Here is a 26671-nt window from a genome sequence, read left to right as displayed (position 1 = left end):
GCCAAGCGACCACGCCGAGTTGCTGGCTCAACTTCAGAGCGCGATCCCCGTCGAGCGAACCCGCGCCACCCCCTTGCGTTACCGCCCGATCACGCGCGACGAGGCCGCCTCCATCAGCTCAACTTGCAGATCAACAAGGGGCGAGCCGTCTTTGTTCACCTGATGACGCTTCCAGTTTCCGCTCTTCTTCAGCACCCACGATGAGGTCTTCGATGAAACGCCGCGCCTAATCAAGTTTGCGAGATACTCAACCTGGTCGGGGTCGCTCATGCGAACCAATGCTTCAACGCGACGATCCAGGTTGCGGTGCATCAGATCGGCAGAGCCAATCCACACTTCTTCCTCACCGGGCACCCCGAACGCGTAAATACGCGAGTGCTCCAGGTAGCGACCCAGGATCGAGCGGACGCGTATGTTTTCAGACAAGCCGGGAACTCCGACGCGGATCGCGCAGATGCCTCGAACTTGAACGTCGACTTTCACTCCGGCCTGTGAAGCGCGATAGAGGGCGTCAATCACGGCCTCGTCGACCACGGAATTCACCTTGATACCAATCCACGCTTCGCCACCAGCCTTCTTGCGCGCGATCTGGGCGTTGATGCGTTCAATGAGCCCATCGCGAATCGACAGCGGAGCAACCAGTAGTCGGTGGAACGTCGAACGAGGCGCATACCCGGACAATTGGTTGAATAGGCGGGTCAGGTCCTGAGCGACCTCACGATCGCAGGTAAGCAGGCCAAGGTCCTCATAGCCACGCGCGGTCTTTGGATGGTAGTTACCCGTACCCACGTGGCAGTAGCGACGCAGACCGTCGGCTTCTTGGCGGACGACCAAGGAGAGCTTGCAGTGCGTTTTCAAGCCGACCATGCCGTACACGACATGGACGCCCGCACGCTCCAGTTTTCGCGCCCAGCCGATATTCGCTTCCTCGTCGAAACGGGCTTTGATCTCAACAATTGCAACGACCTGCTTGCCGGATTGCGCTGCTTCAATCATCGCCGACACGATCGGCGAATCACCGCTGGTGCGATACAGCGTCTGCTTCATTGCCAGCACGTTCGGATCACGGGCAGCCTGCGTGATGAACGCCTGCACCGACGTCGCAAACGAATCGTAAGGATGATGTAGCAAAACATCATGCGAGCGGATCTGAGCGAAAATATCACCCGCACGCGCCGACTCGAACTCCGCCAAGCCAGCGGCGGTCACCGGCACGTACTTCGCGTACTTCAAGTCCGTTAGATCCAGATCATGCAATTCGTTGCAGAGTGTCAAGTCCAGCGGAGCCGGAACGCTGACCACGTCAGCCGGCGAAATCTCAAGCTTTTCGATCAGGAAGTCACGGACGAACGATGAAATCGTATCCTCAACTTCAAGGCGTACAACCGGGCCAAACTTACGGCGCAGAAGCTCTTCCTCCATCGCCGTCAGCAGATTTTCAGCATCGTCCTCTTCGACCTCAAGATCTTCGTTACGCGTCACTCGGAACCCGTGAGCTTCAACGATTTCAACACCGGGGAACAGGTGCTCAAGGTGCGCGCGCACCACGTCTTCGAGCGTGATGAACGTCGTGCCTTCATCAGTCGCCACATACGATTCCGCAGGTCCACCCCCGATCACAGAATCCACGTTGATCAGGCGCGGAAGCGACTGGGGAACCTTCACGCGCGCGAAGTGCAATTTGCCTGTCAGCGGATTGCGGACAACAACCGCGAGGTTCAAAGACAGGCCGGAAATGTAAGGGAACGGGTGTGACGGGTCAACCGCCAACGGGGTCAGAACAGGGAAAATCTGACGACGGAAGTAGCGGGTGAGTTGAGCACGCTGATCTTCAGACACATCATCCCATCGAGCCAAACGAATCCCCTGCTCAGCAAGTGCCGGCAGAATATCGTTCTGGAATGCACGCGCCTGACGCGCAGTCAACTCCTGCGTACGTGCCTGAATTCCCTCAAGCACCTGACGCGGTTCCAACTCAGACGCGCCCTTCTTCGCGATCCCCGCGGCGATGCGACGCTTCAAACCGGCAACGCGCACCATGTAGAACTCGTCCAAGTTCGACGAGAAAATCGCAGTAAACCAGGCGCGTTCTAGCAGTGGCAACGTTGGATCTTCCGACTGTTCCAAGACACGCTGGTTAAACGCCATCCACGAGATCTCACGATCCGCGAAACGCCCCTTCGGCAGTGGCTTGTCCTCTCCGATTGGCGCAGACATATCAACGTCAGTCGTCAAAGCGGGGAGCAAAATACGAGGTGTGGCCACATCGTCGTCATACTCAGAATCCTCATGTTCAACGCCCACAAGCCCGCCAGCCTGCGACGGAGGCACAAACATCTCTGTTGCCCGAGCGGTCTGAACACCATTGGTCATCTGAGTCGTGTCCGCGTTCTGCGCATCATCGCGCTCGTCGGGCATGACCGGTCCCGGCCACGAGTCGTCGGGCGCAGAGAATGTGGGTTCGTCGTTCGACATGGGGGCCTCTTCACGCATCGTTGCTTTATGCGCGTTGGCGCATTGAACTGCCTTCTATGGTGTCATTGAGCGGGCGTTTTCGCACGCCAAAAGAGCTTCAACGCACCAAAGAATCACAACGTGCGGGCATTGTGCTCTTGCAGTGCCCTCGTACCCCCGCCGACTCACTATTCGAGCGCACCAACATGCGCCTCACGCGCACTGACGGACAGCTCTTCCGCCGTCTTCAAAAGCGCCTTCGCACGCGTCGAAACCGGGTAGGCCAGCGGATCATTCGGATCCGTGATCCACGAACCGCCACCACCGAAACCAGCAGCCAGCACTCGCATCGCATTCGACGCGTCCGTGATGACCTCTTCCAGATCATCGTCCGTCAGCTCGCCGGTCAGCAGTCGTGCGACATCCGCCATCACGTCCGCCAACTCCGGCAAGTTCAGAGGGTGTTCCAGTCCCGGAACAATATCGGCGTGCGCCCCGTCCACGTATCGCTCATCAACGAGGCCGGGCTCGCGTTCATACCACTCGAGTAGAAGATAGAGTCGCCACAAAGCACCCGGCAGAGTGAACTCCGGGCTACGCGACCAGAGGTGTGCCACCTGGTCCACGCCCAGGTTCCGGACAAGAGCCCGAAGACGAAGCGTGGCCTCGCGGTCAAAATCCTCATCGCCCACGCCCATCAGCGCCCACGCACTCGAATGCGCCAAGCCGGAACTTGCCGCCGTGTCCTCGTCGCCGACGATTGACTCCGCCTTCGTTGGCGTCAACATGGCGGGGCGACGCGGTGAACACGATTTAACCATTAGAAGAATCCTTATTACAATAGAGACAGATCTTTACGATCTTGGGCGGTTCACGCGCTTTGGCGCGACCGAAACCGCTGGGCCTATAGCTCAATGGTAGAGCAGCGGACTTTTAATCCGTGGGTTGGGGGTTCGAGTCCCCCTGGGCCTACCACCACTTGCTTCGTCGGCTTTTCAAATGCCACTTCACCTGCATGGTTGCAGATCAGTGTGCGCACCTGCCTTCCGCATAGCTCACCCCTTAGCCTTCCACATTGGGGGTCTACCAAGATTCTTAGAATCCGACCCTTCGTCGGCTTCTCCGCATTCTCCTCATAGAGATGACTCGTCGCATCAAGGGGCGCAGAAACGCCATGGCGACGGCACTCCAATTGCGTGACGCCAACTCGCTCATCGGACTTCGGACGTAGCTGGGCGCGCCCTGCGACACAGTGGTTCAAAGAAGAAAAATCCCCCGCCGAAATTCGGACCCAAGCCCATCACAAAGCAACCCGCGTGTACGTCAGCCAGAACCGGGAACCGTAAGTCCAGCCAGAACTACGCTTCAGCGCTGGAAGCGCGGGGACGACGCAATCCAGACTGCAATGGAAATCAGCACGAGTCCACCCAGCTCACCCAGCGTTGGGAGCTGACGGAGCATCACCGCACCCACAATCGTCGACGTTGCCGGAAGCATCGCCGTAAACAGGGCAAAGGTTGCTGCGCTGACACGCGACATCGCCAAAGCTTCTAAACTAAACGGAATTACCGTCGACAGCACACCCACTACGACGAGCGCCCCGAACAAGTGCGCAGACGTAAAACCTCCGACGCCACCGGGAGCCAACACAACCGAACTGAACAGCGCACTCCAACCGAGCGACGCTGCCAGATTCGATACCGCCGACCGTTTCGACGCAAGCTTCTGACCGACCATGATGTAGCCAGCCCACGCAGTCGCCGCCAACAGAATCCAGACAATACCAGCCTTCACACCGGGCGCATCAAGGTCCAACCCAAGCCCAGAGATCGACACAACCCCAGCAAACGCAAGGAGGGCGGCGATGCGTGGCGCTGGGCCTCGTCCCCTAAAAATCGCAACCAGAACGGGGCCCAAGAATTCCAACGACACGGCCGCACCAAGCGGGAGGCGAGCGATGGCTTCGTAGAAGGTGGAGTTCATCGAAATGATGAACACACCGAAAACCATGGACGTCACAAGATCTTTGCGACTCCACTTTTCACGCCACGGGCGACGCCACGCGAGCAGGATGCTCGCGGCGACTAAAACTCGCCACCATGCGACCGAAGCAGGCGACATCTGTGCAAACAGGCCGATTGCAATAGCTGCGCCAACGTACTGGATCAGCGCCGAACCGACGATGAAAAACTGAGCGGGAACCCTGTCCAGCCCCGACTGTGAAGGAAGCGATGGCACCGCGCATCATCCGCCCGCGGGCAGGAAAGTGAGCGCTGCAGAGTTCATGCAGTAGCGGTTGCCCGTCGGCTGATTCGGCGCATCCGGGAACACGTGACCGAGGTGCGAACCGCAGTTCGAGCAACGAACCTCGGTACGGACCATGCCGTGCGAGCGGTCTTCAATCTCGGTCGTCGACGCGTCTTTCGCCTGATAGAAGCTCGGCCAACCGCAGTGCGATTCGAACTTGGTGCTCGCATCGAACAGCTGGGCACCACACGCCGCGCAGTGATACGCGCCGTCACGAGTTTCCCCCAGCAACTCTCCCGTGAAGGGGCGTTCGGTCCCCGCCTCGCGTAGCACGTGGTATTGCATCGGCGTCAAGATACGCTTCCACTGCGCATCGGTCATGTTCGCTGCATCGTTCAAGCTTGGAAAATCAGTCATACACCTATTGTCGCCCTTGAGGGACGAGGTCGCGATTCGCGATTAACCTTCGGACTTACCTTCACGCGGGTAGATGACACCCAGAGCGAATCAGAGGTGCTGGATCTTCGTTTCCGTCAGATCTTCGTCATGACCGTCGCCAGATTCTTCGCCATCACACACGATGGCCGGGAAGGATCCGGTGGCGTTCATTGCTTCTTGCTCGCGTGTTTCCTGTTCGCGCTCGCGACGTTGACGCGTCGCTTCACGTTCCGCGAGCGCGTCTTCACCCGGGCCGGCGAAGATCGCGGATCGTTCTTCAGCGTCAGGTGAACCGGAGAACAAGCGTTCGCCCTTGCCACTGGTTGTCAGGGTCATTGTTATGGCGTCCGGTTCTTTACTCTGCGAAGAAGTCTTTTCGCTCTGCTCGCTCTGCGAAGACGAGGTGGCTTGCTCTAAGGCGCTAGCCGACCCATTTTTTTCACTGAGCTCGTGGGCGCTGATAGCCCCCGTGGCCATTACGCCCTGTGTTCCAGACACTGGCGATGAAGATTCTTCGGTACCCGGTTGAACACCCTTCGCAACAGCTTCGAGCACCTTCTGTAGCGTCCCGCGAGTCATCACCTGAGTCGACGAATCGTCGCTCGGAGAGGCCTCTCCGCGATCGCCCGCTTCAGCCAAGTCGCGTATACGATCCGCCATTGCACGTCGACGCGCACGCTTTGCTTTACGGCGTGCCGCGACCATACGAGCAGCGTGCTCCGCATCGATGCCTGCATCCTCACCTTCAAGGGCGTGACGCGCATCTTCGATCGCCGTATTACCAGACTCTTGACCCAGCGGAACCGAGGTGTCTCCGGCGATCGAGCGCAATTCAGCAGCGAACGCTGCAACCTGCGCGCGAGAGGTGTCATGCGCAACCGGTGTTCCCTGGTAGGTCTGAATGCGCGTCGACGGCCGAGTCCACGGTTCTTCGGCAACAATCCATTCGATCAAGCGTTCTCGCAAGTGGCAACGCAGATCCCACAGGTTTCCAGAGTTCGCGGCGGACACCAGAATTCGGATCGTGACCGTCGAGGTATCGGATGCCGTCATCTGAACGTTCCACGTACGCCCGTCCCACAGATCCGTCGAGGTCAGGATCTGCTCCACCTTCTGGCGAATCAGCGCCATCGGAGCAGACCAGTCCAGCTGGACTTCGACCGTTCCCAGCTGAGCGGCAGCCCGTCGTGTCCAGTTCTCGAAGGTTGTTGAGGTGAAGTAGGTCGAAGGAATAATCAGGCGTCGCTCATCCCACACTCGGACAACCACGTACGAGAGCGTGATTTCTTCAATCGCACCCGACTCTCCCCTCGCGTTCGCTACAACAACGTCGCCTACGCGGATCGCGTCCGTGAAAGCAAGCTGAATTCCAGCGAATACGTTGCCTAAGGTTTGTTGCGCGGCAAGACCTGCGATCACGGAGATCAAACCTGCGGATGCAAGTAGGGTTCCCATCGCCTGGCGCGCGGCCGCGAACGTCCCCAGAATGACGCAGATACCGACAATCACAACGAGAACCTGCGTCAAACGTCGTAGCACCTGGGCTTGGGTTGCAAAGCGCCTCGAACGCCCTTGATCCGCACGGTTACGCAGACGCGCCGCGTCTTCAAAAACCCACGCTGCCGAATACAGAATCCACGTCATCGCAACAATCGCCAGTATCAGCAGACCGTGAAGGGCGCTGGAGACTAGGGCCCCGTTCGACCATTTTGTCAGATCTGCTTCTTGCAGGCGCCAATTCAGTCCAATCCACGCGCCCCAGACCATCGCTGTGACATACAGGGGTGTGTGAACGCGCTTCACCAGCGCGGCTCCCACAGGCCAACGACGGAAGGTTCGACCGACAAGTGCGGAAACAAACGCGGCAACGACGAAACCGATCACCGCTGCCACTGCTGCGCTGAGCAGCAGTGAAGCAATATCAATGGCATTGCTCACCGCGACTTCCGCAACGCCCGACTGGGTGCCATCAGATTGCGCATCAGCTTCCGTGGCTATATACGAGGCCCCCCAGAGGGTCAGCATGTGCGAAGAAAACAGAGTCGGCAAAGTCATAGTCCAAGCCTAGGGGGTGATTCTTCAGATTGCTGAAGACGCACGGGCTTAGACGCGGACACCGAAAGCCTCAAATCGGAGAGAAACAATATGGAGTTTTCAGCGAATTTTAGCCATTTTTATTAACTGTGAGTCGGTTCACCATGATTCCGTTTTGCATTCCACCCCATTTTACACATATGCTTTTCCTCGTCTTCGGACGCCACTGTGGTGGCCGAAAAGGCCCCCATCGTCTAGCGGCCTAGGACACCGCCCTTTCACGGCGGCGACACGGGTTCAAATCCCGTTGGGGGTACTCTCTGACGGCACTCGTGCTGAACAGTGAAAATAACTCAATAGGTCTTACCTGTTGTAAGGCCCCGTAGCGCAGTTGGTTAGCGCGCCGCCCTGTCACGGCGGAGGTCGCGGGTTCAAGTCCCGTCGGGGTCGCCGACCAGACCTGCCGGTCCGGTTACTGGCTCTGTAGCTCAGTTGGTAGAGCGTTCGACTGAAAATCGAAAGGTCACCGGATCGACGCCGGTCGGAGCCACCAGATCCCCCGAAAGTTCACAAACTTTCGGGGTTTTTGTTTATCCCGAGCCCCGCTCCCGTTTTCATATGCACGAGGTCACTGGTTGCGTTTCCTTCATGCATCGCAGGAAATAACGGCTATTCGCGTCTTCGGGCTCGTACGCGCCTCCCACTATAGGGGTCATGCTGATCCAACACACGCACGGCAACGTGCCTCAATCTGAGACAATGCTGATATGACAAAGGACATCGACGTACACGGTCGCAAACCTTGGTTCAAGAGCGCTAAGTCTCATCATGCGCCAGGGCCAGGCGAAACTGTGACCGTCTTCTTGCGTGACGTGACGGCGAAGTCTGATCAGGGGATTCGCCTGCTCAACGGTGTTTCTTTGGGGTTCCGTTCGGCTTCACTGACCGCGATTTATGATCCGACGGGTAAGCGTGCGCGGGCTCTTTTTGATGTGATTGCGTCGTTTTCCCAGCCTGATTCTGGGGCCGTTTTTGTGCGTAGCCGACACGCGAATCGGCCTGGTCGTAGCGCCTCGGTTGCTCTGATTACCGCGTCTTCGCCGTTGAACCTGTCGTTGACTGTCCGCCAGAACCTTGTGGCTCCTCTTGCTCTGACCGGGGTGAGCGCGCGGGCGTCGACGTTCCATTCGATTACTCAGATTCTGGGGTTGAAGGATCTGTTGGATACGCCGACGTCTTCGTTGAAGAAAATTGACCTGTATGCCCTTCTTCTGGCGCAGGCTGTTATCGCTGGTGGCGACATTATTCTGGCGGATGACCCGACGTTCCTTCCGGCTCCGCTCAGGCTTGAGGCGATCGACTTGTTGAGCCGTCTCACGCAGTTCGATGCGACCGTCATCTGTGCGACGGCTGATGCGCAGGTCGCGGCCTCGTGCAAACGTGCTGTACTGCTGGCCAACTCGGTGTTGAGCGCGGACCTTATTCACCCGACGCTTCAGGCGATTAAGCAGGCTCAGAGCGAGGATGTTGATAACCCCGCAACCTACTTAGGTCCGATTCCTTCGGCTCTACCTGCGACTTCAGTTTCGGCAACGTCGGCTTCTCCGTCAGTTTCGTCTTCTTTGCCCATTTCACTTTCTGGGGACGAGGCCGGGGCTTCCACTCTGGATCAGGATTCTTCATCGCAGACCCAGGACAGCGAACCGCTAGCTGATGGTGATCATGATGTACAGATTGCGATTCAGTGGAGGCCTTTGACGGAACACGCCACCGAAGAGGCTCAGACGAACACGAGCGATGATTCTGCGGAGCTGAGCGAAGACGTTGAGCCTGAGGATTCGAATACTGTTTCTGATGAACTTCCCGATTCGGAAGAACTGGAGCTCGAGGAGGAAACAGATGACGCAGACGCCACCGATTCTGACGAGCCCGCTGCGGAACCGCGATACTCCGGTTTCACGAGGCTGACACCTTTCACCAGCGAGGTTGTTCGGACTCCTTCGCACGCTGAAGAAGCCGGCGATCTGGAGATTACTCCCGAAGATGATTCAACGGATGTCGATGTGTCTGTACCCCTCAACGAAAGCGAGGATGCGCCGGAGGAAAACGACACTCCGATAGCAGACGAAGATGCCGACTCAACGCATCCGGTCGATCTGCCCCGCCGGGATGAAGAACCCGATCCGATCACTCAAGCGATTCGTTTGCTCGCATCGCCGAACGGCCGAGAAGCCCTTGCCGAAGCCGCACATTCACATGCTGGCCAAGCCTCGTATCCATCGAACGGAACGGGACATAACGCACCCACGCCCCAACAGGCAGAAGTCATCGACAAAGCGCGCAAGATCTTGGACGAGCTCCCCGGTTCGGTGATCCCGGAATAGGCTCCGATCTGCGCGGTCACCACATACGACTGCAGGGGCGCGCAGAACGTGAGAAACTGGAGTAAAGCGCGGAACCTACCGCAAGAAACGAACTCAGGAAGCGAGCGTCACCGATGACAACTCCGCTCGAACCGATCGAGGAACCCAAGGCAGCAAAAGCTCGCCCCGCATCGATGGGGGAACTGTTTGCGACCCTGTCCTCGCAGATTACGACGCTGGTCAACGGCGAAATCGAGCTGAACAAGCTCAAAGCTAAGAACTTTGTGAAGAGGATCGGCATCGGTGGCGTCCTGCTTGCGGTTGCAGCCGTTTTTGCGCTCTACCTGCTCGGATGGGTGTTCCACACCGTCGAGATCGCTATCGCAATCGCTCTTCCCGCGTGGGCCGCCTCGCTCATCACCACCGGCATTCTGCTCCTGATCGTGCTGATTTTGGCGCTTGTTGGCGCCTCGTTCTTGAAGAAGTCGCAGGCAGACAAGCCGGATCCGAAGGAACACATCACCCGTGACATCAACGCGCTGAAGAAAGGCTTGGGCAAGTGAGCGACATCAAGGAAACCAGCGAGCGCACCGAAGCTCAGATTCTCGCCGACTTGGCGACTACGCGCGCCGAAATGACGGCCACCGTCGATGAGCTCTTCGGTCGTGTTCAGCCGTCGTACATCATGGATCAGACGAAGAAAACCGCGAAGGCAAAGTTCGCCAACTTCCAGACTCAGGCTCAGATCACCGTTCAGGATGCCAAGGACGGCGAACCCGAGGCCCTGAAGAAGGTCGGTATCGCGGCGGCCGGAGCGGCCACGGTTGTCGGTCTGATCGTTCTCAACATCATTCGTAAGAAGCACTGATTTTCAGATTCTTATTCGATCATTTCGTTGAAAAACCGGCTTTTTGCCGGCACCGCCGGGGAACCAAGCGCGCCCGTGGGTATGGATGCATGTGAGCATTGCGCCCGAATAACGCTATGATGTTCCCACGACACATTTTCATTAACCAGGGCACCGCCTCGCGCGGACCCGAACAACGCGGAGGGGGTCGACGCCATGGGGCGCGGCCGTCAAAAGGCCAAGCAGACGAAAGTCGCACGCAAGCTGAAGTATTTCAGTCCTGATACCGATCTCGACGCTTTGCAGCGCGAGCTCGCTTCCTCTGAGCACTCTCATTACGACGAGTACGACTACGAGGACGCAGAGGACAAGCAGGACGAAGAAGACGACCTCTACTCCAAATACGCGGATTTTGCCGACGCCGATGATGCGGAGGAATCTCCCGAGCTCGACGAGGACTTCTGGATCAACCCGTCCAAGTGACGCACCCGTATGCGTTCCGTTGAACTCACGGTGTCACGTAGTGCCACTACGGTGCATTGCCGACGCTGACTGAAGAGGTTTGTTGATGACTAGCTCATACGCTGGTCTTCGTGTACCCATTTCACGTGTGAATAGAAGAGTGCCGAAACCCCGGGTGGGGCTTCGGCACTCTTTGTATGAGGTGATGGGAGGGTGTATGGGGTGATGCGAAGCTTTCCAATAAAGGGCTTCCGAGCTTTCGATTAAGCGGGACCTTCTGGCCTTCCGATCACCTTCCGACGAAGTTTCTCAAGCGATTCGGTACTGGCCGTGCAGGCGAACAGCTCCCGCGTTCACGCCCTTCGTTCCAGAGATGATGCGAGCGTCAGTCAAGCCAGATTCGTCATCAGCGTTCTTTTCGGAACGAACGGTGCCGAGAACCCATGCATCAATGCCAGTAGCCTTAGTCGCAGCCATGACAGCGTCTGCACTTTCAGCGCCAACAACACCAACCATGCCAACGCCTAGGTTGAGCGAGTCTTCCATGCCTTCCCAGCTGACGGATCCGCCACGGCGCACCCAGTCGAAGACCGGCGGGACAACCCAGGATCCGCGATCGACGTCCGCAAGTGATCCCTTGGGGAGGACACGGGAGAGGTTTGCTCCCAGTCCGCCACCGGTCACGTGGGACAGGGCGTGAATGCCGGTCAGGCCAGCACCCGCCACAGACTCCGCCGAAGAAGCGCCAGCTTCACCCAGCATTCCAACGCCGAACTGACCAATCAGATCAAGACACAACGTGGTGTACAGGCGCGTGGGCTCTAGGAGTTCTTCACCGAGCGTGCGACCGAATTCTTCAACGTGGGCATCCAGCGCGAGCCCGGTTCGCGCGACAACGGAACGCACCAGCGAGTATCCGTTGGAGTGCAGGCCGGATGATGCCATAGCGATCAACACGTCGCCGTCAGCAACGCGTTCTGGCCCAAGCAACATGTCAGCGTCAACAACGCCGGTTGCTGCGCCAGCGATATCGTAGTCGTCGGGTTCCATGACACCGGGGTGTTCCGCGGTTTCGCCACCGATCAGCGGGGTTCCGGTTGCTTCGCAGGCGCGAGCGATGCCGGTGACGATCGCTGCGATACGTTCGGGGACAACGTGTCCGCACGCGATGTAGTCGGTCATCAGCACGGGGCGTGCGCCGATCACGACGATATCGTCAACGACCATGCCAACCAGGTCCTGGCCGATGGTGTCGTGGATGTCCATGGCCTGCGCGATAGCAATCTTCGTACCAACGCCGTCCGTGGAGGTGGCGAGCAACGGCTTCTTCATGCCAAGCAACGCCGAAGCATCAACCATGCCCGCGAATCCACCGGTTGCGCCGAGGACGGTCGCGTCGTGCGTACGTGACACGGCTTCCTTCATGAGTTCGACAGCGCGGTCTCCTGCCACGGTGTCGACGCCAGCTGACGCGTAGTCGAGGGGGGTGTTCTCGCTCATCGAAGCTCCCTTGGTGAGGTGCGGTGGTGGGGTGGTCGGTTGAGGATCATGGTGCATATCCGGCATCGCGTGGTCACGAGGCCGTATCCGGTTAGCAACTGATAGCCCCTGGAGTGCCGGGGATAGGTGTGCCTGCAGGGATTGTTTCGGGGTAGTCGCCGGTGAAGCAGCCAAGACAGAGGCCGGTTCCCTGGCGAGTCGCGCGAACCATGCCCGGCATCGACAGGTATGCCAGCGAATCGGCGCCAATAGAAGCACAAACCTCGTCAACGTTCATCGCCGAGGCGATCAGTTCCGCGCGGGTCGGGAAGTCGATACCGAAGAAACATGGCCACTGGACCGGCGGTGATGAAATTCTGACGTGTACTTCGGATGCGCCAGCCTCGCGCAACATGCGAACCAGGGCCCGCTGAGTATTTCCGCGGACGATGGAGTCGTCGATGACGATCAGCCGCTTCCCCCCGATAACCTCGCGCAACGGGTTGAGTTTCAGGCGAATACCCAACTGGCGTAGTGACTGAGTCGGTTGAATGAAGGTTCGGCCAACGTAGGCGTTCTTCACGAGGCCCTGCGCGAAGGGAATACATGACGCCTCTGCATAGCCGATGGCGGCCGGAGTGCCCGATTCAGGCGTGGGGATCACCAGATCGGCTTCGACACCTGACTCTTCGGCGAGGATCGCGCCCATCTCACGGCGCGCCGCCACAATCTGACGATCACCGATGACGGTGTCAGGGCGGGCAAGGTACACGTATTCAAAGACGCAGGTGTTGGAGCGTTTAACCGCGAAGTGGCGTGAGTGAACACCGCTTTGGTCGATTGCGATGAGCTCGCCGGGTTCAATTTCGCGGACGAACGTGGCACCGCACAGGTCAAGGGCGGAGGTTTCGGAAGCCAAGACCCAGCCGGAGTACAGGCGACCCAGTACTAGCGGTCGATATCCGTGGGGGTCGCGCGCAGCGTAGAGCGTGTTCTCGTCCATGAAGACCAGCGAGAACGCACCCTTCAAGCGTGGAAGGACCTTCAGGGCCGCCGGGATGAGAGACGAATAGCCTTCTGTTGTCCCCTGTGCCGGCACCTCGCCAGACGAGGAGGCAGAACCGGCCTCTAAGGTCGACGACTGCGCAAAAGAAGCAGAATCGCCCTGGTCCATGGAGGACGCAAGGGCGAGCGCTGGAGGAATAAACGGCACAGGTCCAGGGATACGATCTGCCAGTCCAAGAAGGGCCGTGACGATGGATGTGTCCGTGGTTGCACCATGTTCAATGTCGTCACCTTCGTCGGCGATTTTCTTCGCCAGCTCACGCAGTTCGGTCGTGTTCGTCAGGTTGCCGTTGTGGCAGAGAGCGACCGTTCCGTTTGGCGTGGGACCGAGCGTGGGCTGGGCGTTACGCCACGTATCCGCCCCCGTAGTCGCGTAGCGGACATGTCCGATGGCGACGTGGCCGGTCAGGCCTTGAAGGGTTTGTTCCGTGAACACCTGGTTCACCAAGCCTTGGTCTTTGTAGACCAGAATCTGAGAGCCGTTCGAGGTTGCGATACCGGCGGACTGCTGTCCTCGGTGTTGCAGAGCATATAGCGAGAAGTAGGTGAGTCGCGAAACGTCCTCACCGGGCGCCCACACGCCGAAGACACCACAGTGGTCGTGCGGTCGGTCGTCTTCGAAGATCTCTTGGTCGGATAGGGGCTTGTCCATGTTCACCGAGTCTGTGATCACGGCTTCACCTTCTCACAGATTGACGTGCGCGTGCCACGAGCGTCCGGGTGAGGTGAGGAACTCATCCCATTCCTCTCCGGATCTTTCGCAACAGTGAGCGCGCGAAAAATGCGAATGAGGAGCGGAGCATATTGAGTCGAAACCGCGCGTTTGCACCCCACAACGCCATGTGCAGACAGTGGGTGCGACAATGAAAGCAGTTGATTCCTATCCGTTCGGAGATCATTTCGATGGCATCTTCTGCTCTGAGTGTTGTGTGCTGGGTGTTTTCCCTGCTGGTGACTCTGCTCGCCCTGCTGGCGTTCGGTCGCGGTATCGCACATATCTGGCGCCAGATCAACCAGGGCCAGCCTGATCCGGGGCGTCTGCGCCCGGTGGGCAAGCGCCTATGGTCGATGATTTCTACGATTTTGACTCACCGTGAGTTCAAGCATCGCCCGTGGGTGAAGGTCGCTCACTGGCTGGTGATGATCTCCTTCCCTCTGCTGTTCCTCACGCTTGTTGCCGGCTATGGGCAGTTGCGCGATCAGATGTATGCCCTGCCACTGCTGGGGCATTTTGCGCCGTGGGAGTGGCTGACAGAGGTCCTCGCCTGGGGTGGTCTGCTGGGCATCATCTACCTGATGATCGTGCGCAAGCGCGCTGGCCACGGCAGTGTCGCTGAGGCAGCCGTGTCGAATGATGATCAGGCTTCCCTGACGGGTAACGACGCGCCACTGTCCTGCCCGCACCCGCGCGACGGTTCACCACAAGGGTTGGCGTCGCGTTTCCTCGGGTCGACGAAATGGCAGGCGCTGTTCGTCGAGTGGGTCGTTCTGATTGTGTGCGTGTGCATCATCGGTTTACGAGGCCTCGAATACGGCCTGATGTTCGAACACAATGTGGGTCAGGAATGGCCGTTGCCTCTGATTGTTCACTTCCCGCTAACCGGGTGGATCGGCGCGCTTGCTTTGAAGGCTGGGCTTGGCTCAACCGGTCTTGCAAACGCGATCGCCGTAGTTGCGACCGTCAAGATCATGACGTCAATGCTCTGGATGATGGTGGTCGGCGTGCAGACGTCGATGGGCGTTGCATGGCACCGTTTCGTTGCGATCGTCAACCTGTATGCGCGTCGCAACGATGACGGCACAAAGTCGCTTGGTCCCGCCGATCACATGCTGATCAACGGCGTGCCGGTGACCAGTGAAGAACAGTTCGAAGACCTTCCCGAGGACACGGTTCTGGGTACGGGCAGTGCCACCGACCTGTCGTGGAAGGCACGCCTTGACCTGTATGCCTGCACGGAATGTGGTCGTTGCCAGGAACTCTGCCCCGCGTGGAATACGGGCAAGCCCCTCTCCCCCAAGCTTTTGATCATGTCGATGCGCGACCACGTGGAGTCAGCGTCGAATAAAGAGATCGTCTCTCAGGAACTTGTTGACGGTAACGTCCCCGGTGACCGCACTGTTGCCGACGTGATTGAGCACGGCGATCTGATGCTAGATAAGGGCGTTGAGCCTTCCCCGCATTCCTTCGATGTCCTGCAGATGCTTTCCGCGTCCGGGGCAACTGGTCCTGAGGGCGTCACTGACGTCGCCGGACCACTGGTTCCCGGCGTTGTCAGCGAGGAAGTCCTCTGGGATTGCACGATGTGTGGCGCCTGCGTCGAACAATGTCCCGTCGACATTGAGCACATCGACCACATTCTTGACCTGCGTCGCCACCAAGTGCTGATGGAAGCCGCATTCCCACGCGAACTGGGACGCGCATTCCGTGGCATGGAATCAAAGGCCAACCCTTACAATCAGCCGGCACGGAAGCGTTTGGATTGGGCGAAGAACCTGGAGTTCGACGTGCCCGTGATCGGCGAAGATATCGAGACCGCTGAAGAGGTCGACTACCTGTTCTGGGTGGGGTGCGCGGGCGCTTTCGACGATAAGGCAAAGCAGACCAGCGCTGCCGTGGCAGAGCTATTGCACACTGCCGGTGTTTCCTTCGCTGTCCTCGGTTCGGGTGAGTCGTGCACGGGTGATGCTGCGCGCCGTGCCGGCAATGAGGTTCTCTTCCAGATGCTCGCCGCGCAGGCGATTGAGACTCTGAACGAGGCGAAGGCTCAGAAGATCGTTGTCTCGTGCGCTCACTGTTTTAACACGATTGCTGGCGAGTACCCGGAGCTCGGTGGTCACTTCGACGTCATCCACCACACCCAGTTGCTGAACCGCCTAGTGCGCGACGGTCTGTTAAAGCCGGTTGCTCCAGGCTCTCCGTCTGATACCGACCAAGCGGGTCGCCCCCTGCACGTCACCTATCACGATGCCTGCTACCTGGGTCGCCATAACCGCGTTTACGAGCCACCGCGCGAACTGGTCGCTTCCATCCCAGGTGTTGAGGTTGTTGAGATGCCTCGTAACCGCGACCGCGCCATGTGCTGCGGTGCCGGTGGCGCGCACGCCTGGTTCGAAGAATCACGAGGCACCCGCATTGCCGATGCTCGCATTGTCGAGGCAGCATCAACAGGCGCGGACGTGGTCGCCACTGCGTGCCCGTTTTGTTCACAGATGCTGGGGTCCGCGTCCGGCTCCTCGGCGGGCTTCATGTCCGGCTCTGGCCAGGGCGCACCTGCTGACGGCGCCACGTTGACGGAAGCCACTTCCCTGCCCGAGGTGAAAGACGTGGCAGTCATGCTACTCGAAGCCGTGAAGCGCGGTCAGTAGGGTCGTTATTCTCTTCCGTTCTGCCGAGCCAAGACTGTGTTTAACCGGGTATTGTCACCTTTCTTTGGGCCCAAACTCGCAGTTTTCAACAGTCTCAAACCAGAATTCACGCAACCCTGACTCACCCTGAGTCACCCCTGATTTGTCAGTGTCCTCATCTCCCCGCGACACGGGGCACTGATACCGTTGGGAACCATCAACGTTGATGAGCGTCTAGGAGTATTCGTGTCCTCTTCCACGTCCCCGCGTTTTCAAAAGATCATCGCCCTGATTAAGACAGGTGTATGGATCATCATCGCGATCAGCCTCGTGAAATTCGCATTCTTCCCTTCCACTGGGGCGGACCAAAGCGATCAGCCCCTTGATCCGAGCGCGAATTACGGGCAGATGACGGTCACCCCAACGAAAGCGGACATCACGAACACTGTCTCGGTCACCGGCAGCATCGAAAACGATCCCTCCACCGTTGTTAAAGCAACCGGGGCTGGCACTGTCAACTACATCGCCGTCAGTGACGGCACATACGTCGAAGCAGGGGCCATGATCCTGCAGGTGCGCGATGAAAACAACGAAAGCATCCCGAATACCGGCGACGAGGGGAACACGGGAGACGCTCAACCGACGCCGACGTACACGGACATCACTGCCCCCGCCAGTGGCACCCTGCATCTCAGCGCGCTACTCGGCCAGCGCTTCAGCATCGGCGACCAGCTGGGAACCATCGCCCCCTCCACCTATTCCGCCGTGGCAACTCTCAACGCTGACCAGCTGTACCGCATTCAAGAAACTCCCTCCGAAGCAACCGTGACCATCACTAATGGGCCCGCACCTTTCACCTGCTCTGGACTCAAGATCGTCACGCCTGACACGACGCAGAAGAACACGAATCAGCAGGGAGAGAACCAGCAGAGCACCGGTATCCAAGCACGTTGCGCAATCCCAGCAGATCAGAAGGTCTTCCCCGGCCTCGGCTTGAAAATGGACATTGTCGCGGGCTCCGCAACCGATGTCCTCACACTCCCCATCAGCGCTGTTGAAGGCCGTTTCCAAAGCGGATTTGTCTACATCCCCGCCAGTGATGGAGCCGACAAACCCGAAAAGAAGCCTGTCACCTTGGGTCTGACTAACGGTGAAATCGTTGAGATCAAGGAAGGTCTGACGGAATCCGACTCGGTGCTCGAATTCATTCCCACCTCCAGCTCAGAGAAAACACAGGGCAGTGAATCCGGTGTAGATGGAGCCACTCCCCTGACGGTCACCATTGAAAACTCGGCGGGCTGACATGAGCCTGATCGAACTCGCCCAGGTCACCCGGACGGTTCAACTACCCGACGGGTCCGACCTGAGAATCCTGCGTGGCGTCGACCTGAACGTCGATCCCGGCGACCACATTTCCATCGTGGGGCGCTCCGGCACCGGCAAATCGACGATGCTCAACATCATTGGTCTTCTGGATCTGCCGACTGACGGAACATACATGATCAACGACATTGACGTGACGCGCCTGGGCGAAGGGAAGCGCTCTGCCCTGCGAGGTTCAACCTTCGGCTTCGTATTCCAGCAGTTCAACATTTTCAACGCGCGCACGGCACTTGAAAACGTTGAAGTCCCATTGCTCTACGCAACCGGACAAGCATTTTGGAGGCGTCGCACGCTTGCCGCTTCCATGCTCGACCGCGTGGGTCTTAGCGATCGCCTCGACTCCTACCCCTCCCAAATGTCCGGTGGTGAACAGCAGCGCATCGCCATCGCACGTGCCCTGGTCCACCAGCCAAGAGTCATCCTCGCCGATGAGCCCACCGGCGCACTCGACCCCGAAACCGGCGCGCTGGTCATGGAACTCCTTGAAACCGTCGCCAGAGAAAACAACGCCGCCCTCATCGTCATCACCCACGATTTCGCGGTCGCCTCGCGCGCAAAGAGAATCTTCCAGCTCGCCGACGGTACCCTGCACGCAATCGACTCCCACGATCTTTCCGCCACCCGTCCTTCAATCGACGAGGCCGACCCCACCCAACTGGTCACCTTCCCCGCAACCGGTGGTCGGAGCGAAGAGGAGGAGACTCAGGAATGAATGCCCTCAACCAGATCGTCGGCGCCCTCGTAGAAGCATGGGGCGAAGTCAAAGTACAAAAAACCCGAGTCATCCTCTCCCTCGTCGGCGTCGTCGCGGCCGTCGCAGCCATGTCCTCAGTCATAGCCTTTGGCGACATGCTGGTTCAGGCCAATAAAGAAATGGAGGAAGCCTATTCAGGCCGATCCATTACCCTGCACGTCAGCGCGTCAAAAACCAGTTCAGACACCGGTGGGACAGACGCGGCCTCGTCGACCGAAAGCGAAACTGGCACCACAACAAACGCCGAAGGAACGCCGACTACCAGCAGCGACGGAAGCAACGCACTCACCGCACTCACCGGCGTCATTCACGACCCCATGGGTGACGCCATGACAACCGTCGCTCAACGCCTGCAAATCCCCTACTGGTCCAGGCTCGAAACAGGGAACATCACCTTTACTGAGATAGAACAGATCTCAAAAGCCGGTTCATACCGAGGAGTCCCCACGACGCAGGACCTGACAACGATGGAAACGTCCACAGCCATCAAAGCCGTCGACCCCGCGTACTCCACGCTATTCCGATTGACCCCAACCGTCGGCAGGTGGATCGATGCGGGCGACGCCAACCAGCGAGTCGTCCCCATCGTCATCAACTCCACGCTCTGGAAATACCTAGCTAACGCGAATATTGCAGACCCGATCGTCCTGCACGCCAACGATGCTTCCGCCACCCAATACCGCGTCGTCGGAGTCGTCAAATCCACCTCACAATGGGACAGCCCAACCGCCTACATCGACTACACCGCCTGGCAGTTCACCAAATCGCAGTCGACCGCGCTCAGCGGACAATCCCCCGCATCAAACGGTGTTGAAATGCTGGTCTGGACCGGAGCTGACCAGGCAGAACAAGCACGAGACCTGCTCCCCAAAGCACTCGCATCCGTACTCGGCAAAGACTGGAAAGGCGACGTCTACGGCGGTGAAGGCTACGACGGCGGACAATCCAGCATGAATACGATCCGCACCGTCATCATGGTCATCGGTGGCATCGTCATCCTGCTGGGCGCACTCGGGCTACTGAACGTCGCGATCGTCACCGTGCGCCAACGCGTCCGAGAAATCGGCATCCGGCGAGCTATGGGAGCATCCGCTAAACGAGTCTTCTTCGCGGTCTTCATGGAGTCGGTTGTCGCCACTTTCGTTGCCGGCGTCATCGGTGTCGGAATTGCCATCATCGTGCTCCGGCTTCTGCCGATTGACACGTTGGGCTTCTACCTGCAGGAACGCCCACGATTCCCGATGAGCGCAGCCATCGACGGCATTGCCATCTCCACGGGAATCGGCGCTCTCTGCGGAATTATCCCTGCGCTCGCTGCCGTCAGAGTCAAACCAATCGACGCGATCCGGTACTGACAACCTGCCTGGCTAGCCTCCAACCAGTCGCTGCCGCTGTGCAGGTAATCCCCGGAAGCTCCAGCAACTGCTCTTAGTCTGGCCCACCGACTCTGTCGGTGAGCCGTCAGCAGCAAGCACAACTCGCCCTCGGGGACAACCTGTCTCCGTGGCAGTATGCAAGCGAGGACAATCAGCGCGGAAGAGCCAGGCGATCCTCGCCGACGCGCACCAGCAGGCCATCAGCAAGCAAGCCTTCGATCACACGGGGAGCCTGGTCAGGGTCACCACCCGGCAAGGTCGCCACTTCTAACGCCGCAGAGTACGAAACTGTCGGAGCGGCCTCGTCAATTGGAAAAGGGACATTGCCGGTAGCTGACAGATCACCGGAAGCAACGGGAGAATCGGAACTGGCGGAATCGCCGGAAACGTGCAGGTCGCGCAACAGTTGCACCACTCGCCCGCGCGCCTGCCGGTCCGTGCCCGCCCAGGCCTGAGACTTTCTCTTGACCTCGACCATTGGACGCCCGGCAACGAACCATGCGCACTCACTGACAAGCGGACACGTATCACACCCAGGATTCTTCGATGTGCACGCAATCGCCCCGAACTCCATCAGCGCAAGGTTCCACGTCGCACACTCAACGCCCGACGACGGTAGCAGGGAATCGGCGAGGTCCCTCTCGACGCGAGTCGGGGACGAAGATGCAGGTCGCTCGATTCCGCTGAAAATCCGCGCAATCACGCGTCGAATATTCGTATCGAGCACCGCGCGACGCTCATGAAACTGGAACGACATCAACGCAGATGCCGTGTACGGGCCGATGCCCGGCAAGCTACACAACGACTCAAAGTCTGCGGGAACCTGGCCACCTGGACGCTCACTAATGGCGATCGCGCACTCGCGAAGGCGCAGTGCGCGCGACGGATAGCCGAGCCTCCCCCACTCGACCAGAACCCGCGACGCAGGAGCAACCGCGAGCGCAGCGGGCGTCGGCCACAGCTGCATCCACCGGCTCCAAATCGGTTGGACACGAGGCATGGGTGTTTGCTGGCTCATCACTTCGCCAACCAGAGTTCCCCACGGCGTCACGTCCTCGGAGCGCATAGGGAGTTCGCGCTTGTTTTCCTTCATCCAATTCACGAGACCGGTGAGCACCTCGTTGCGTTTGGCCTGCCGAGTAGCCGAGCTTGCGGGCGCAGTTTCGCCACGAACAGCGCCAGAAGAGGAAGAGGACATGACCATCAGCCTAAACGGTCGCCGTGAATGTGAAACAATTGAGCCATGCTATTGAGCGATCGCGATATTAATGCCGGCCTTGATTCTGGGCGTATTCAGCTGGACCCGCTTGATCGGGATCTGATTCAGCCAGCAAGTATTGACGTGCGTTTGGATAGGTTGTTCCGTCTTTTCGACAACCACCGTTACGCCGTGATTGATCCGTCCGCTGATCAGACGGATCTGACGCATCAGGTTGATGTGGGACCGGATCGACCGTTCGTTCTGCACCCGGGCGAGTTCGTACTGGGCGCAACCTACGAGCTGGTCACTTTGGGTGATGACATTGCAGCGCGTCTTGAAGGTAAGTCGTCGCTTGGTCGCTTGGGTCTGCTGACGCACTCGACCGCTGGCTTCATTGACCCCGGGTTTTCCGGCCACGTCACGCTGGAGCTTTCGAACACGGCGACCATGCCGATCCTGCTCTACCCGGGCATGAAGATCGGCCAGCTGTGCTTCTTCAATCTGTCATCTCCGGCGGAGCACCCCTACGGTTCGTCCGGTTTGGGTTCGCACTACCAGGGTCAGCGTGGCCCGACTCCGTCGCGCACGCACCTGCGTTTCAACCGCACTCGGATCGAGCGTTGAACGAACGTGTCAGACGAGGTTTCGGATAACAACGAGGGCACTGGGACGAATAGTGTTCCCGGTGCGCTGGCGCGTCGCTCTTTGCGCGATCGCATGGCAGAGGCGTCTTCGCGTTCACGCTCCTCGTTGACCGAAGATTATGTTGGTGATTCAACGTCGCTCACCTCAACGTCGTTGAATGCCATCACCTCTCTGTCCGAGTTTTCGCAGACCTTCTCCGTTGGCACCGAAGGCGTTTCGCAGACGTCGCAGGTTGCTCCTATTTCGGCAACAATTTCGACTTCCGCTCCCGCGCGTTCAATCGACGAGGCCGCAGCCTCTGAACACCATCTACTGTTATTGGCGGATGAAGTAGATCCCTTAGAAATTGAGGCACTCGCCCTGTCAATTTGGGATGAAGCTCGCTGGGAAGGAGCCGGTCAGCTACACCTTGTTGGCGAGGCACGACTGGTGGGACCATGGAGCATTGACGCAACTCTACGTAAGACGCTCAAGACCCCCGCTTCACTCACAAACGTGTGGGTGTTGGAATGCCCAAAGTCGCGCAGAAATCCCGTGGATCCTCAGCTTGCCGTCCTCGACGAGTGGGCAAGCGTTTTCCCCGATGGAGTTCCCGTCGGCCTAGAGTACCGGATCTTGACCGCACTGAAGCGGATGGCTCGACGCCTGGGTGGCGCTGTTCGCGTCGCCGATTCGGGGAAGATGATCGCCCCGGATCCTGATTCAGCGGTTTCGTTGACCGTATACACTCCACGCTGGCTGGATCCTGAGGACCTGTTGAACCTGCTCAAGCCTCATTTCCCACAGCTCACAGATTCACGTCAGATTGCCACTCCCGCATCGCAGTCCGCGCAACAGGTGGTTCAAAAAAATGCTGCGATCGCTGCGGAACCTGGAACGATCCGCACAGATATCGCGACAAAGATCGCGAAAGCACGCGAACTGGCCGAAAGGGCAGCGAAAGAAGTCGGTGCCACCCCCGAAGTTGTTGCCGGGTACGCGCTTGTCACCCCGATCGCGAACCGGTCGGATCTCATGATCGAAGTAGAACCGGTTCCTCGTCCTCCCCAGGTTCTGCGTTGGGAGTCGTGGACAACGGGCGTCATCATCGAATATCACCTGAAGTGGTTGCCGGCAGGAATGCTCGAGACACCGACTGGAGTGTCACGAGCAGCGCGTTTGGAGCGCATGCGCTCATCGCGTGACATTGAGAAGGTCGCAGAAATCATCGTCACCGCCGTCGGCGGATCCGTGATTGACGAAGACGGTTTCCTCGTCGGTCTTGTGGACGATACCGCAATCGAATAACAGCCCTACTCGGCCAGCTTGCGCCGTTTGTTCGCCTACAGCGCACACGAGCTCTTGCTCAGCCACGATTCAGGAAACATTCAGACGAGTGCGATGGAATAGACTCATGAGCACCACCGGTAGCCCCGAACCTCGCGAAGTCGAACTCATCTTCGAGAACCCCACCCCCACTGGGCGCCCCTCCGCAGGATCAGCATCTTCGGCCTCCAACTCCACGCCGGATTCGCGCGACCGCGTTCACTTCACCCAGCGTTCAACGCCGGGAACCAACGAGCAGACCGCACCCCAGCCGACGACCACCCAAGCGGGCACGGCCTCGTACACCTCAGGAAACGCTGGTCAAGAATACTCTGGCGACTCAATCCCCACCGCACGCCTGAGCGAAACACAACTGCCCAGCCTGCAGGTTCTGGGGATCACTCTCCTCGTCGCACTCATCCTGAACATGATGCTGGCGTTCACTTCCTTGATCCCAGGAATCGCAGGAATTACAGCACCGTTGAACACGATGCTGACAACCAGGTCAGCACTCATTGCGACGGGACTTGTTTCAACGCTCGTCGCCATCGCAATCACATATGCCACCTGGAGTTACCTGCGTAAACGCGCAGAAAACGGGCGAGCAACCGCATTCGTGTTCATCACTTGGCTCTCATGGTTGCTCAGCGGAATCTTCGCTTCCGCATCCACCGGCTCCATCCCCTTCGTCGTCTCAGCGGTCGCATTCTGCGTCTCATTCACGACAACGGTGCACCACATGAACAACAGCACGACACGAGGTATCACCCGCTGGTGGGAATGGGTCGCCAGCGCCGTCAGCCTGATCGTGATCATCACTGCGGTCTTGACCGGCATTGCGACGCTCGCATCCGCGATCATCACGTCGATTATTTCGACGGCTGTCACCCTCACGTCAATCCGCGCATGGAACGCTTTCATTGCACCCATCATCGACACGCGCGAACACGTCCGCTCCGTGATGAATGCGGTACGAGGCGCCGGCTTCTGAGTCATTGCCGAATACGCCACAAGGTGCAGGCTTCTCAGTCACTGCCGAATACCCCACGAGGCACCGACGCTCGGCATAAAAATGTGTCCCGCAGTCGTTGACTGCGGGACACTCTGGCGGTAGCGCAGGGATTTGAACCCTGGGTGGCTGTTACACCACACAGCATTTCGAGTGCTGCACCTTCGGCCGCTCGGACACGCTACCAATGCGCATAAGTATAAACAGAAGTCGCCGGCAAACTCCACACGAGGTCCGCCCATGCGATACGTTCCACACGTTGTCCCCGCGTCGTTACGCAGGCATTCTGCCAACCGCGCACCGATCAGTGCTTCGCCCGCTTATACGCGTGACTACGCAACGGAATACCCGCCACTATGCGCACATCTGCCGGGGTGCCCGCATGTTTTGCGCGAGTGGGCGCAGATACAAAGGGCGTCATTTCCCCAGCTGGCACCGCATCCGCCTTCGAAGCAACGAGGCCCAAATTTTCGGGTTTCGCCCGATTAGACACTGGTTGCGAAGCTCGCTCCATCTGCGGAAGCAACGTCGTAGCAGACTCTTGTGTAGGCTCTTCAGACTTCTTCGCTTCCCTGTCACTGTCTGAAACGGAGTCCGAAGACTCGAGCGAACCCGGGTGATTCCACGACGCAATTGCCTCTAAGGGAGGGACAGCAACTGGCTCATTTGCTAGAGCACCGCGTCCCGTCGGCTCAGCCGTAGTTTCGCGCTTGTCTTGGAAGAACGCCTTCAGCTGGATCGTGGCTTCGACCCCTAAAACACCCGGAATGACCTCAAGGCTGTGATTCATTCGAGAATCACGCAACACATCACGCAACGAACCCGCCGCGCCAGCCTTCGGATCCCACGCGCCAAACACCACGCGATCAACGCGTGACGCCAACGCCGCCCCCGCGCACATCGTGCACGGCTCAAGCGTGACAACCAGCGTGCAGCCCACAAGATTCCAACGCTTCAAGGTCTGGCCAGCCTCGCGAAGCGCATTGATCTCTGCGTGACCGCACGGATCATGCGCGGCCTCGCGAGTATTCCAACCCTTACCAACAATCCGCCCCAGCGAATCAATGACAACGGCACCAACCGGCACATCGCCCGATTCACGGGCCTGGTTGGCGTAGAACAAAGCGCGACTCATCGCGTCACGATAACGATCCATTGGTGTCACGCCTACAGCCTACCGGCAGGCATATACAAATTGAATCGCACTATCCAACCGTGCAGGAAACTCTCAGGAAAAACGGCTTTTTCACGCGCCTTTCACTCAATAATCCACCTATCTCTCCACCTGAGACATCGCCCCAATAGTGTCCGACACAATCAAGGAATCACCCTCACATTACGGATCCGGGCCTCGTCCCCCATCAAACACCAGTGGCACCGAGGCGGAATAATCACGAAAACGCCGGCGCGCTACCCACTGCCCGCCCGCGCGCGGTAGCCTTAAACTATGCATCTTCATGTCGCGGACCACCCGCTTGTTAGCCATAAACTCACCGTTCTGCGCGACCGCGAAACGCCGTCCGCAACCTTCCGCCAGCTCGTCGACGAGCTCGTCACACTGCTCGCCTACGAGGCCACGCGCAACGTCGCCGTTTCCGAAACCGCGATCAACACGCCCGTCGCCCCGACCGTTGGCCTGCAGATCTCCGAACCGCGCCCGCTCGTCGTCCCTGTCCTGCGCGCAGGCCTGGGCATGCTCGAAGGCATGACCCGCCTGGTCCCGACCGCAGAGGTCGGCTTCCTCGGCATGCGTCGCGACGACGACACCCTCGAAATCGAAACTTACGCCAACCGCTTGCCCGACGACCTGTCCGGTCGCCAGTGCTTCATCCTCGACCCGATGCTCGCCACCGGTCACACCATGGTCGCAGCAACAAACTACCTGTTTGAACATGGCGCCAAGGATGTCACCTGCATCTGCATTCTCGCAGCCCCGGAAGGCATCGCCGAACTTGAAAAGACAGTGGGTGACCGCGCAGACGTCAAGGTTGTTGTCGCAGCTGTTGACGACCACCTCAACGAGAAGTCCTACATCGTCCCGGGTCTCGGTGATGCTGGCGACCGTCTCTACGGCATCGCTGACTGACATTGTTGCATGCACGTTCACTGACATGGTGAACGCCGTGCATATCTGAAGTAGGGAGCTATTCCAATCGGGGTGGCTCCCTACTTTTGTTTCTTCGTCTCTCTGGCTCCAGCACATCAGCAACGAGGACGAATTCCCCTGGTTGTTCACTCAGCGCCAGAGATTGACATGTGATGTG

21 protein-coding genes and 5 tRNA genes are annotated in these 26671 nt (G+C 58.8%); 16 read left to right on the top strand and 10 right to left on the bottom strand.

From position 1 onward, the window contains the following. Positions 1-78: 78 nt before the first annotated feature. Positions 79-2475, bottom strand: coding sequence for an RNA degradosome polyphosphate kinase (locus G5S47_RS00700; protein WP_219585607.1), 2397 nt, complete (start codon positions 2473-2475; stop codon positions 79-81). 167 nt (positions 2476-2642) lie between these two features. Then, entirely contained in the window at positions 2643-3275 is a 633-nt protein-coding gene (locus G5S47_RS00695) for a hypothetical protein (RefSeq protein ID WP_006680725.1), read from the bottom strand. A 79-nt stretch (positions 3276-3354) separates the two neighbouring features. Between G5S47_RS00695 and G5S47_RS00690 the strand changes: the two genes are divergently transcribed. Next, positions 3355-3429: transfer RNA gene (locus G5S47_RS00690), tRNA-Lys, on the top strand. A 390-nt stretch (positions 3430-3819) separates the two neighbouring features. Here G5S47_RS00690 and G5S47_RS00685 read toward each other — a convergent pair. The 3 genes from G5S47_RS00685 to G5S47_RS00675 form a co-directional block, all read right to left on the bottom strand. Beyond that, on the bottom strand, positions 3820-4692 hold the full coding sequence (locus G5S47_RS00685; RefSeq protein ID WP_103633162.1) for an EamA family transporter: 873 nt from the start codon (positions 4690-4692) through the stop codon (positions 3820-3822). Positions 4693-4698: 6 nt separating this feature from the next. Beyond that, positions 4699-5118 (bottom strand): peptide-methionine (R)-S-oxide reductase MsrB, encoded by a 420-nt coding sequence (gene msrB / locus G5S47_RS00680; RefSeq protein WP_103633163.1) that lies wholly within the window; start codon positions 5116-5118, stop codon positions 4699-4701. Positions 5119-5208: 90 nt separating this feature from the next. Further along, on the bottom strand, positions 5209-7194 hold the full coding sequence (locus tag G5S47_RS00675; RefSeq protein WP_219585606.1) for a mechanosensitive ion channel family protein: 1986 nt from the start codon (positions 7192-7194) through the stop codon (positions 5209-5211). Between the two features lie 222 nt (positions 7195-7416). On the opposite strand from G5S47_RS00675, the gene G5S47_RS00670 reads away from it, so the two are divergent. The 7 genes from G5S47_RS00670 (at position 7417) to G5S47_RS00640 (ending at position 10866) form a co-directional block, all read left to right on the top strand. Continuing rightward, a tRNA-Glu gene (locus G5S47_RS00670) sits at positions 7417-7489 on the top strand. A gap of 60 nt (positions 7490-7549) precedes the next feature. Then, positions 7550-7623, top strand: a tRNA-Asp gene (locus G5S47_RS00665). Positions 7624-7650: 27 nt separating this feature from the next. Then, positions 7651-7726, top strand: a tRNA-Phe gene (locus tag G5S47_RS00660). 214 nt (positions 7727-7940) lie between these two features. Beyond that, positions 7941-9557, top strand: coding sequence for a P-loop NTPase family protein (locus G5S47_RS00655; protein WP_219585605.1), 1617 nt, complete (start codon positions 7941-7943; stop codon positions 9555-9557). A 113-nt stretch (positions 9558-9670) separates the two neighbouring features. Further along, positions 9671-10099 carry a phage holin family protein gene (locus G5S47_RS00650; protein ID WP_006680715.1) on the top strand — a complete coding sequence of 143 codons (429 nt, stop codon included), beginning with the start codon at positions 9671-9673 and terminating at the stop codon, positions 10097-10099. Beyond that, entirely contained in the window at positions 10096-10404 is a 309-nt protein-coding gene (locus G5S47_RS00645; RefSeq protein WP_006680714.1) for a DUF3618 domain-containing protein, read from the top strand. Before G5S47_RS00650 ends, G5S47_RS00645 begins: the two co-directional genes overlap by 4 nt. A 195-nt stretch (positions 10405-10599) precedes the next feature. Next, positions 10600-10866 (top strand): DUF3073 domain-containing protein, encoded by a 267-nt coding sequence (locus G5S47_RS00640; RefSeq protein WP_006680713.1) that lies wholly within the window; start codon positions 10600-10602, stop codon positions 10864-10866. Between the two features lie 288 nt (positions 10867-11154). On the opposite strand, the gene purM is transcribed toward G5S47_RS00640, so the two are convergent. Both purM and purF read right to left on the bottom strand, forming a co-directional pair. After that, entirely contained in the window at positions 11155-12345 is a 1191-nt protein-coding gene (gene purM / locus G5S47_RS00635; RefSeq protein WP_179370119.1) for a phosphoribosylformylglycinamidine cyclo-ligase, read from the bottom strand. Positions 12346-12436: 91 nt separating this feature from the next. Beyond that, positions 12437-14041: an amidophosphoribosyltransferase gene (purF, locus tag G5S47_RS00630; protein WP_219585850.1), complete on the bottom strand. Its 1605-nt coding sequence runs from the start codon at positions 14039-14041 to the stop codon at positions 12437-12439. 251 nt (positions 14042-14292) lie between these two features. Here purF and G5S47_RS00625 point away from each other — a divergent pair, with 251 nt between their 5' ends. The 4 genes from G5S47_RS00625 to G5S47_RS00610 all read left to right on the top strand — a co-directional run bounded on the left by G5S47_RS00625 (position 14293) and on the right by G5S47_RS00610 (position 20226). After that, positions 14293-16755 (top strand): (Fe-S)-binding protein, encoded by a 2463-nt coding sequence (locus tag G5S47_RS00625; protein ID WP_219585604.1) that lies wholly within the window; start codon positions 14293-14295, stop codon positions 16753-16755. A 225-nt stretch (positions 16756-16980) separates the two neighbouring features. Beyond that, complete coding sequence (locus G5S47_RS00620) at positions 16981-18036, top strand: efflux RND transporter periplasmic adaptor subunit (RefSeq protein ID WP_219585603.1); 1056 nt, start codon at positions 16981-16983, stop codon at positions 18034-18036. 1 nt (position 18037) lies between these two features. Beyond that, positions 18038-18829, top strand: coding sequence for an ABC transporter ATP-binding protein (locus G5S47_RS00615; protein WP_219585602.1), 792 nt, complete (start codon positions 18038-18040; stop codon positions 18827-18829). Further along, positions 18826-20226 (top strand): ABC transporter permease, encoded by a 1401-nt coding sequence (locus tag G5S47_RS00610; RefSeq protein WP_219585601.1) that lies wholly within the window; start codon positions 18826-18828, stop codon positions 20224-20226. The genes G5S47_RS00615 and G5S47_RS00610 overlap by 4 nt, the downstream gene beginning before the upstream one ends. Positions 20227-20398: 172 nt before the next feature. Here the strand turns inward: G5S47_RS00610 and G5S47_RS00605 are convergent, their stop codons facing one another. Next, positions 20399-21445, bottom strand: coding sequence for an HhH-GPD family protein (locus tag G5S47_RS00605; protein WP_219585600.1), 1047 nt, complete (start codon positions 21443-21445; stop codon positions 20399-20401). Between the two features lie 45 nt (positions 21446-21490). On the opposite strand from G5S47_RS00605, the gene dcd reads away from it, so the two are divergent. The 3 genes from dcd (at position 21491) to G5S47_RS00590 (ending at position 24389) form a co-directional block, all read left to right on the top strand. Then, positions 21491-22072, top strand: coding sequence for a dCTP deaminase (gene dcd / locus G5S47_RS00600; protein WP_006680705.1), 582 nt, complete (start codon positions 21491-21493; stop codon positions 22070-22072). A 6-nt stretch (positions 22073-22078) separates the two neighbouring features. After that, the gene (locus G5S47_RS00595) at positions 22079-23380 is read left to right on the top strand and encodes a hypothetical protein (RefSeq protein WP_006680704.1); all 1302 of its coding nucleotides are present in this window, start codon (positions 22079-22081) and stop codon (positions 23378-23380) included. Positions 23381-23486: 106 nt separating this feature from the next. Continuing rightward, the gene (locus G5S47_RS00590; RefSeq protein WP_006680703.1) at positions 23487-24389 is read left to right on the top strand and encodes a hypothetical protein; all 903 of its coding nucleotides are present in this window, start codon (positions 23487-23489) and stop codon (positions 24387-24389) included. A gap of 114 nt (positions 24390-24503) precedes the next feature. Here G5S47_RS00590 and G5S47_RS00585 read toward each other — a convergent pair. Then, positions 24504-24593, bottom strand: a tRNA-Ser gene (locus G5S47_RS00585). A 118-nt stretch (positions 24594-24711) separates the two neighbouring features. Next, the gene (tadA, locus tag G5S47_RS00580) at positions 24712-25563 is read right to left on the bottom strand and encodes a tRNA adenosine(34) deaminase TadA (RefSeq protein WP_006680702.1); all 852 of its coding nucleotides are present in this window, start codon (positions 25561-25563) and stop codon (positions 24712-24714) included. A gap of 291 nt (positions 25564-25854) precedes the next feature. Here tadA and upp point away from each other — a divergent pair, with 291 nt between their 5' ends. Continuing rightward, positions 25855-26493, top strand: coding sequence for a uracil phosphoribosyltransferase (gene upp, locus G5S47_RS00575; protein WP_219585599.1), 639 nt, complete (start codon positions 25855-25857; stop codon positions 26491-26493). Positions 26494-26671: the final 178 nt, after the last annotated feature.

It is taken from the genome of Schaalia turicensis (genome assembly GCF_019380255.1).
GTDB classification, from domain to species: Bacteria; Actinomycetota; Actinomycetes; order Actinomycetales; family Actinomycetaceae; genus Pauljensenia; species Pauljensenia turicensis_A.
The sequence above is the reverse complement of the archived record's forward strand: the minus strand, read 5'-3'. Positions and strand labels throughout refer to the sequence as shown.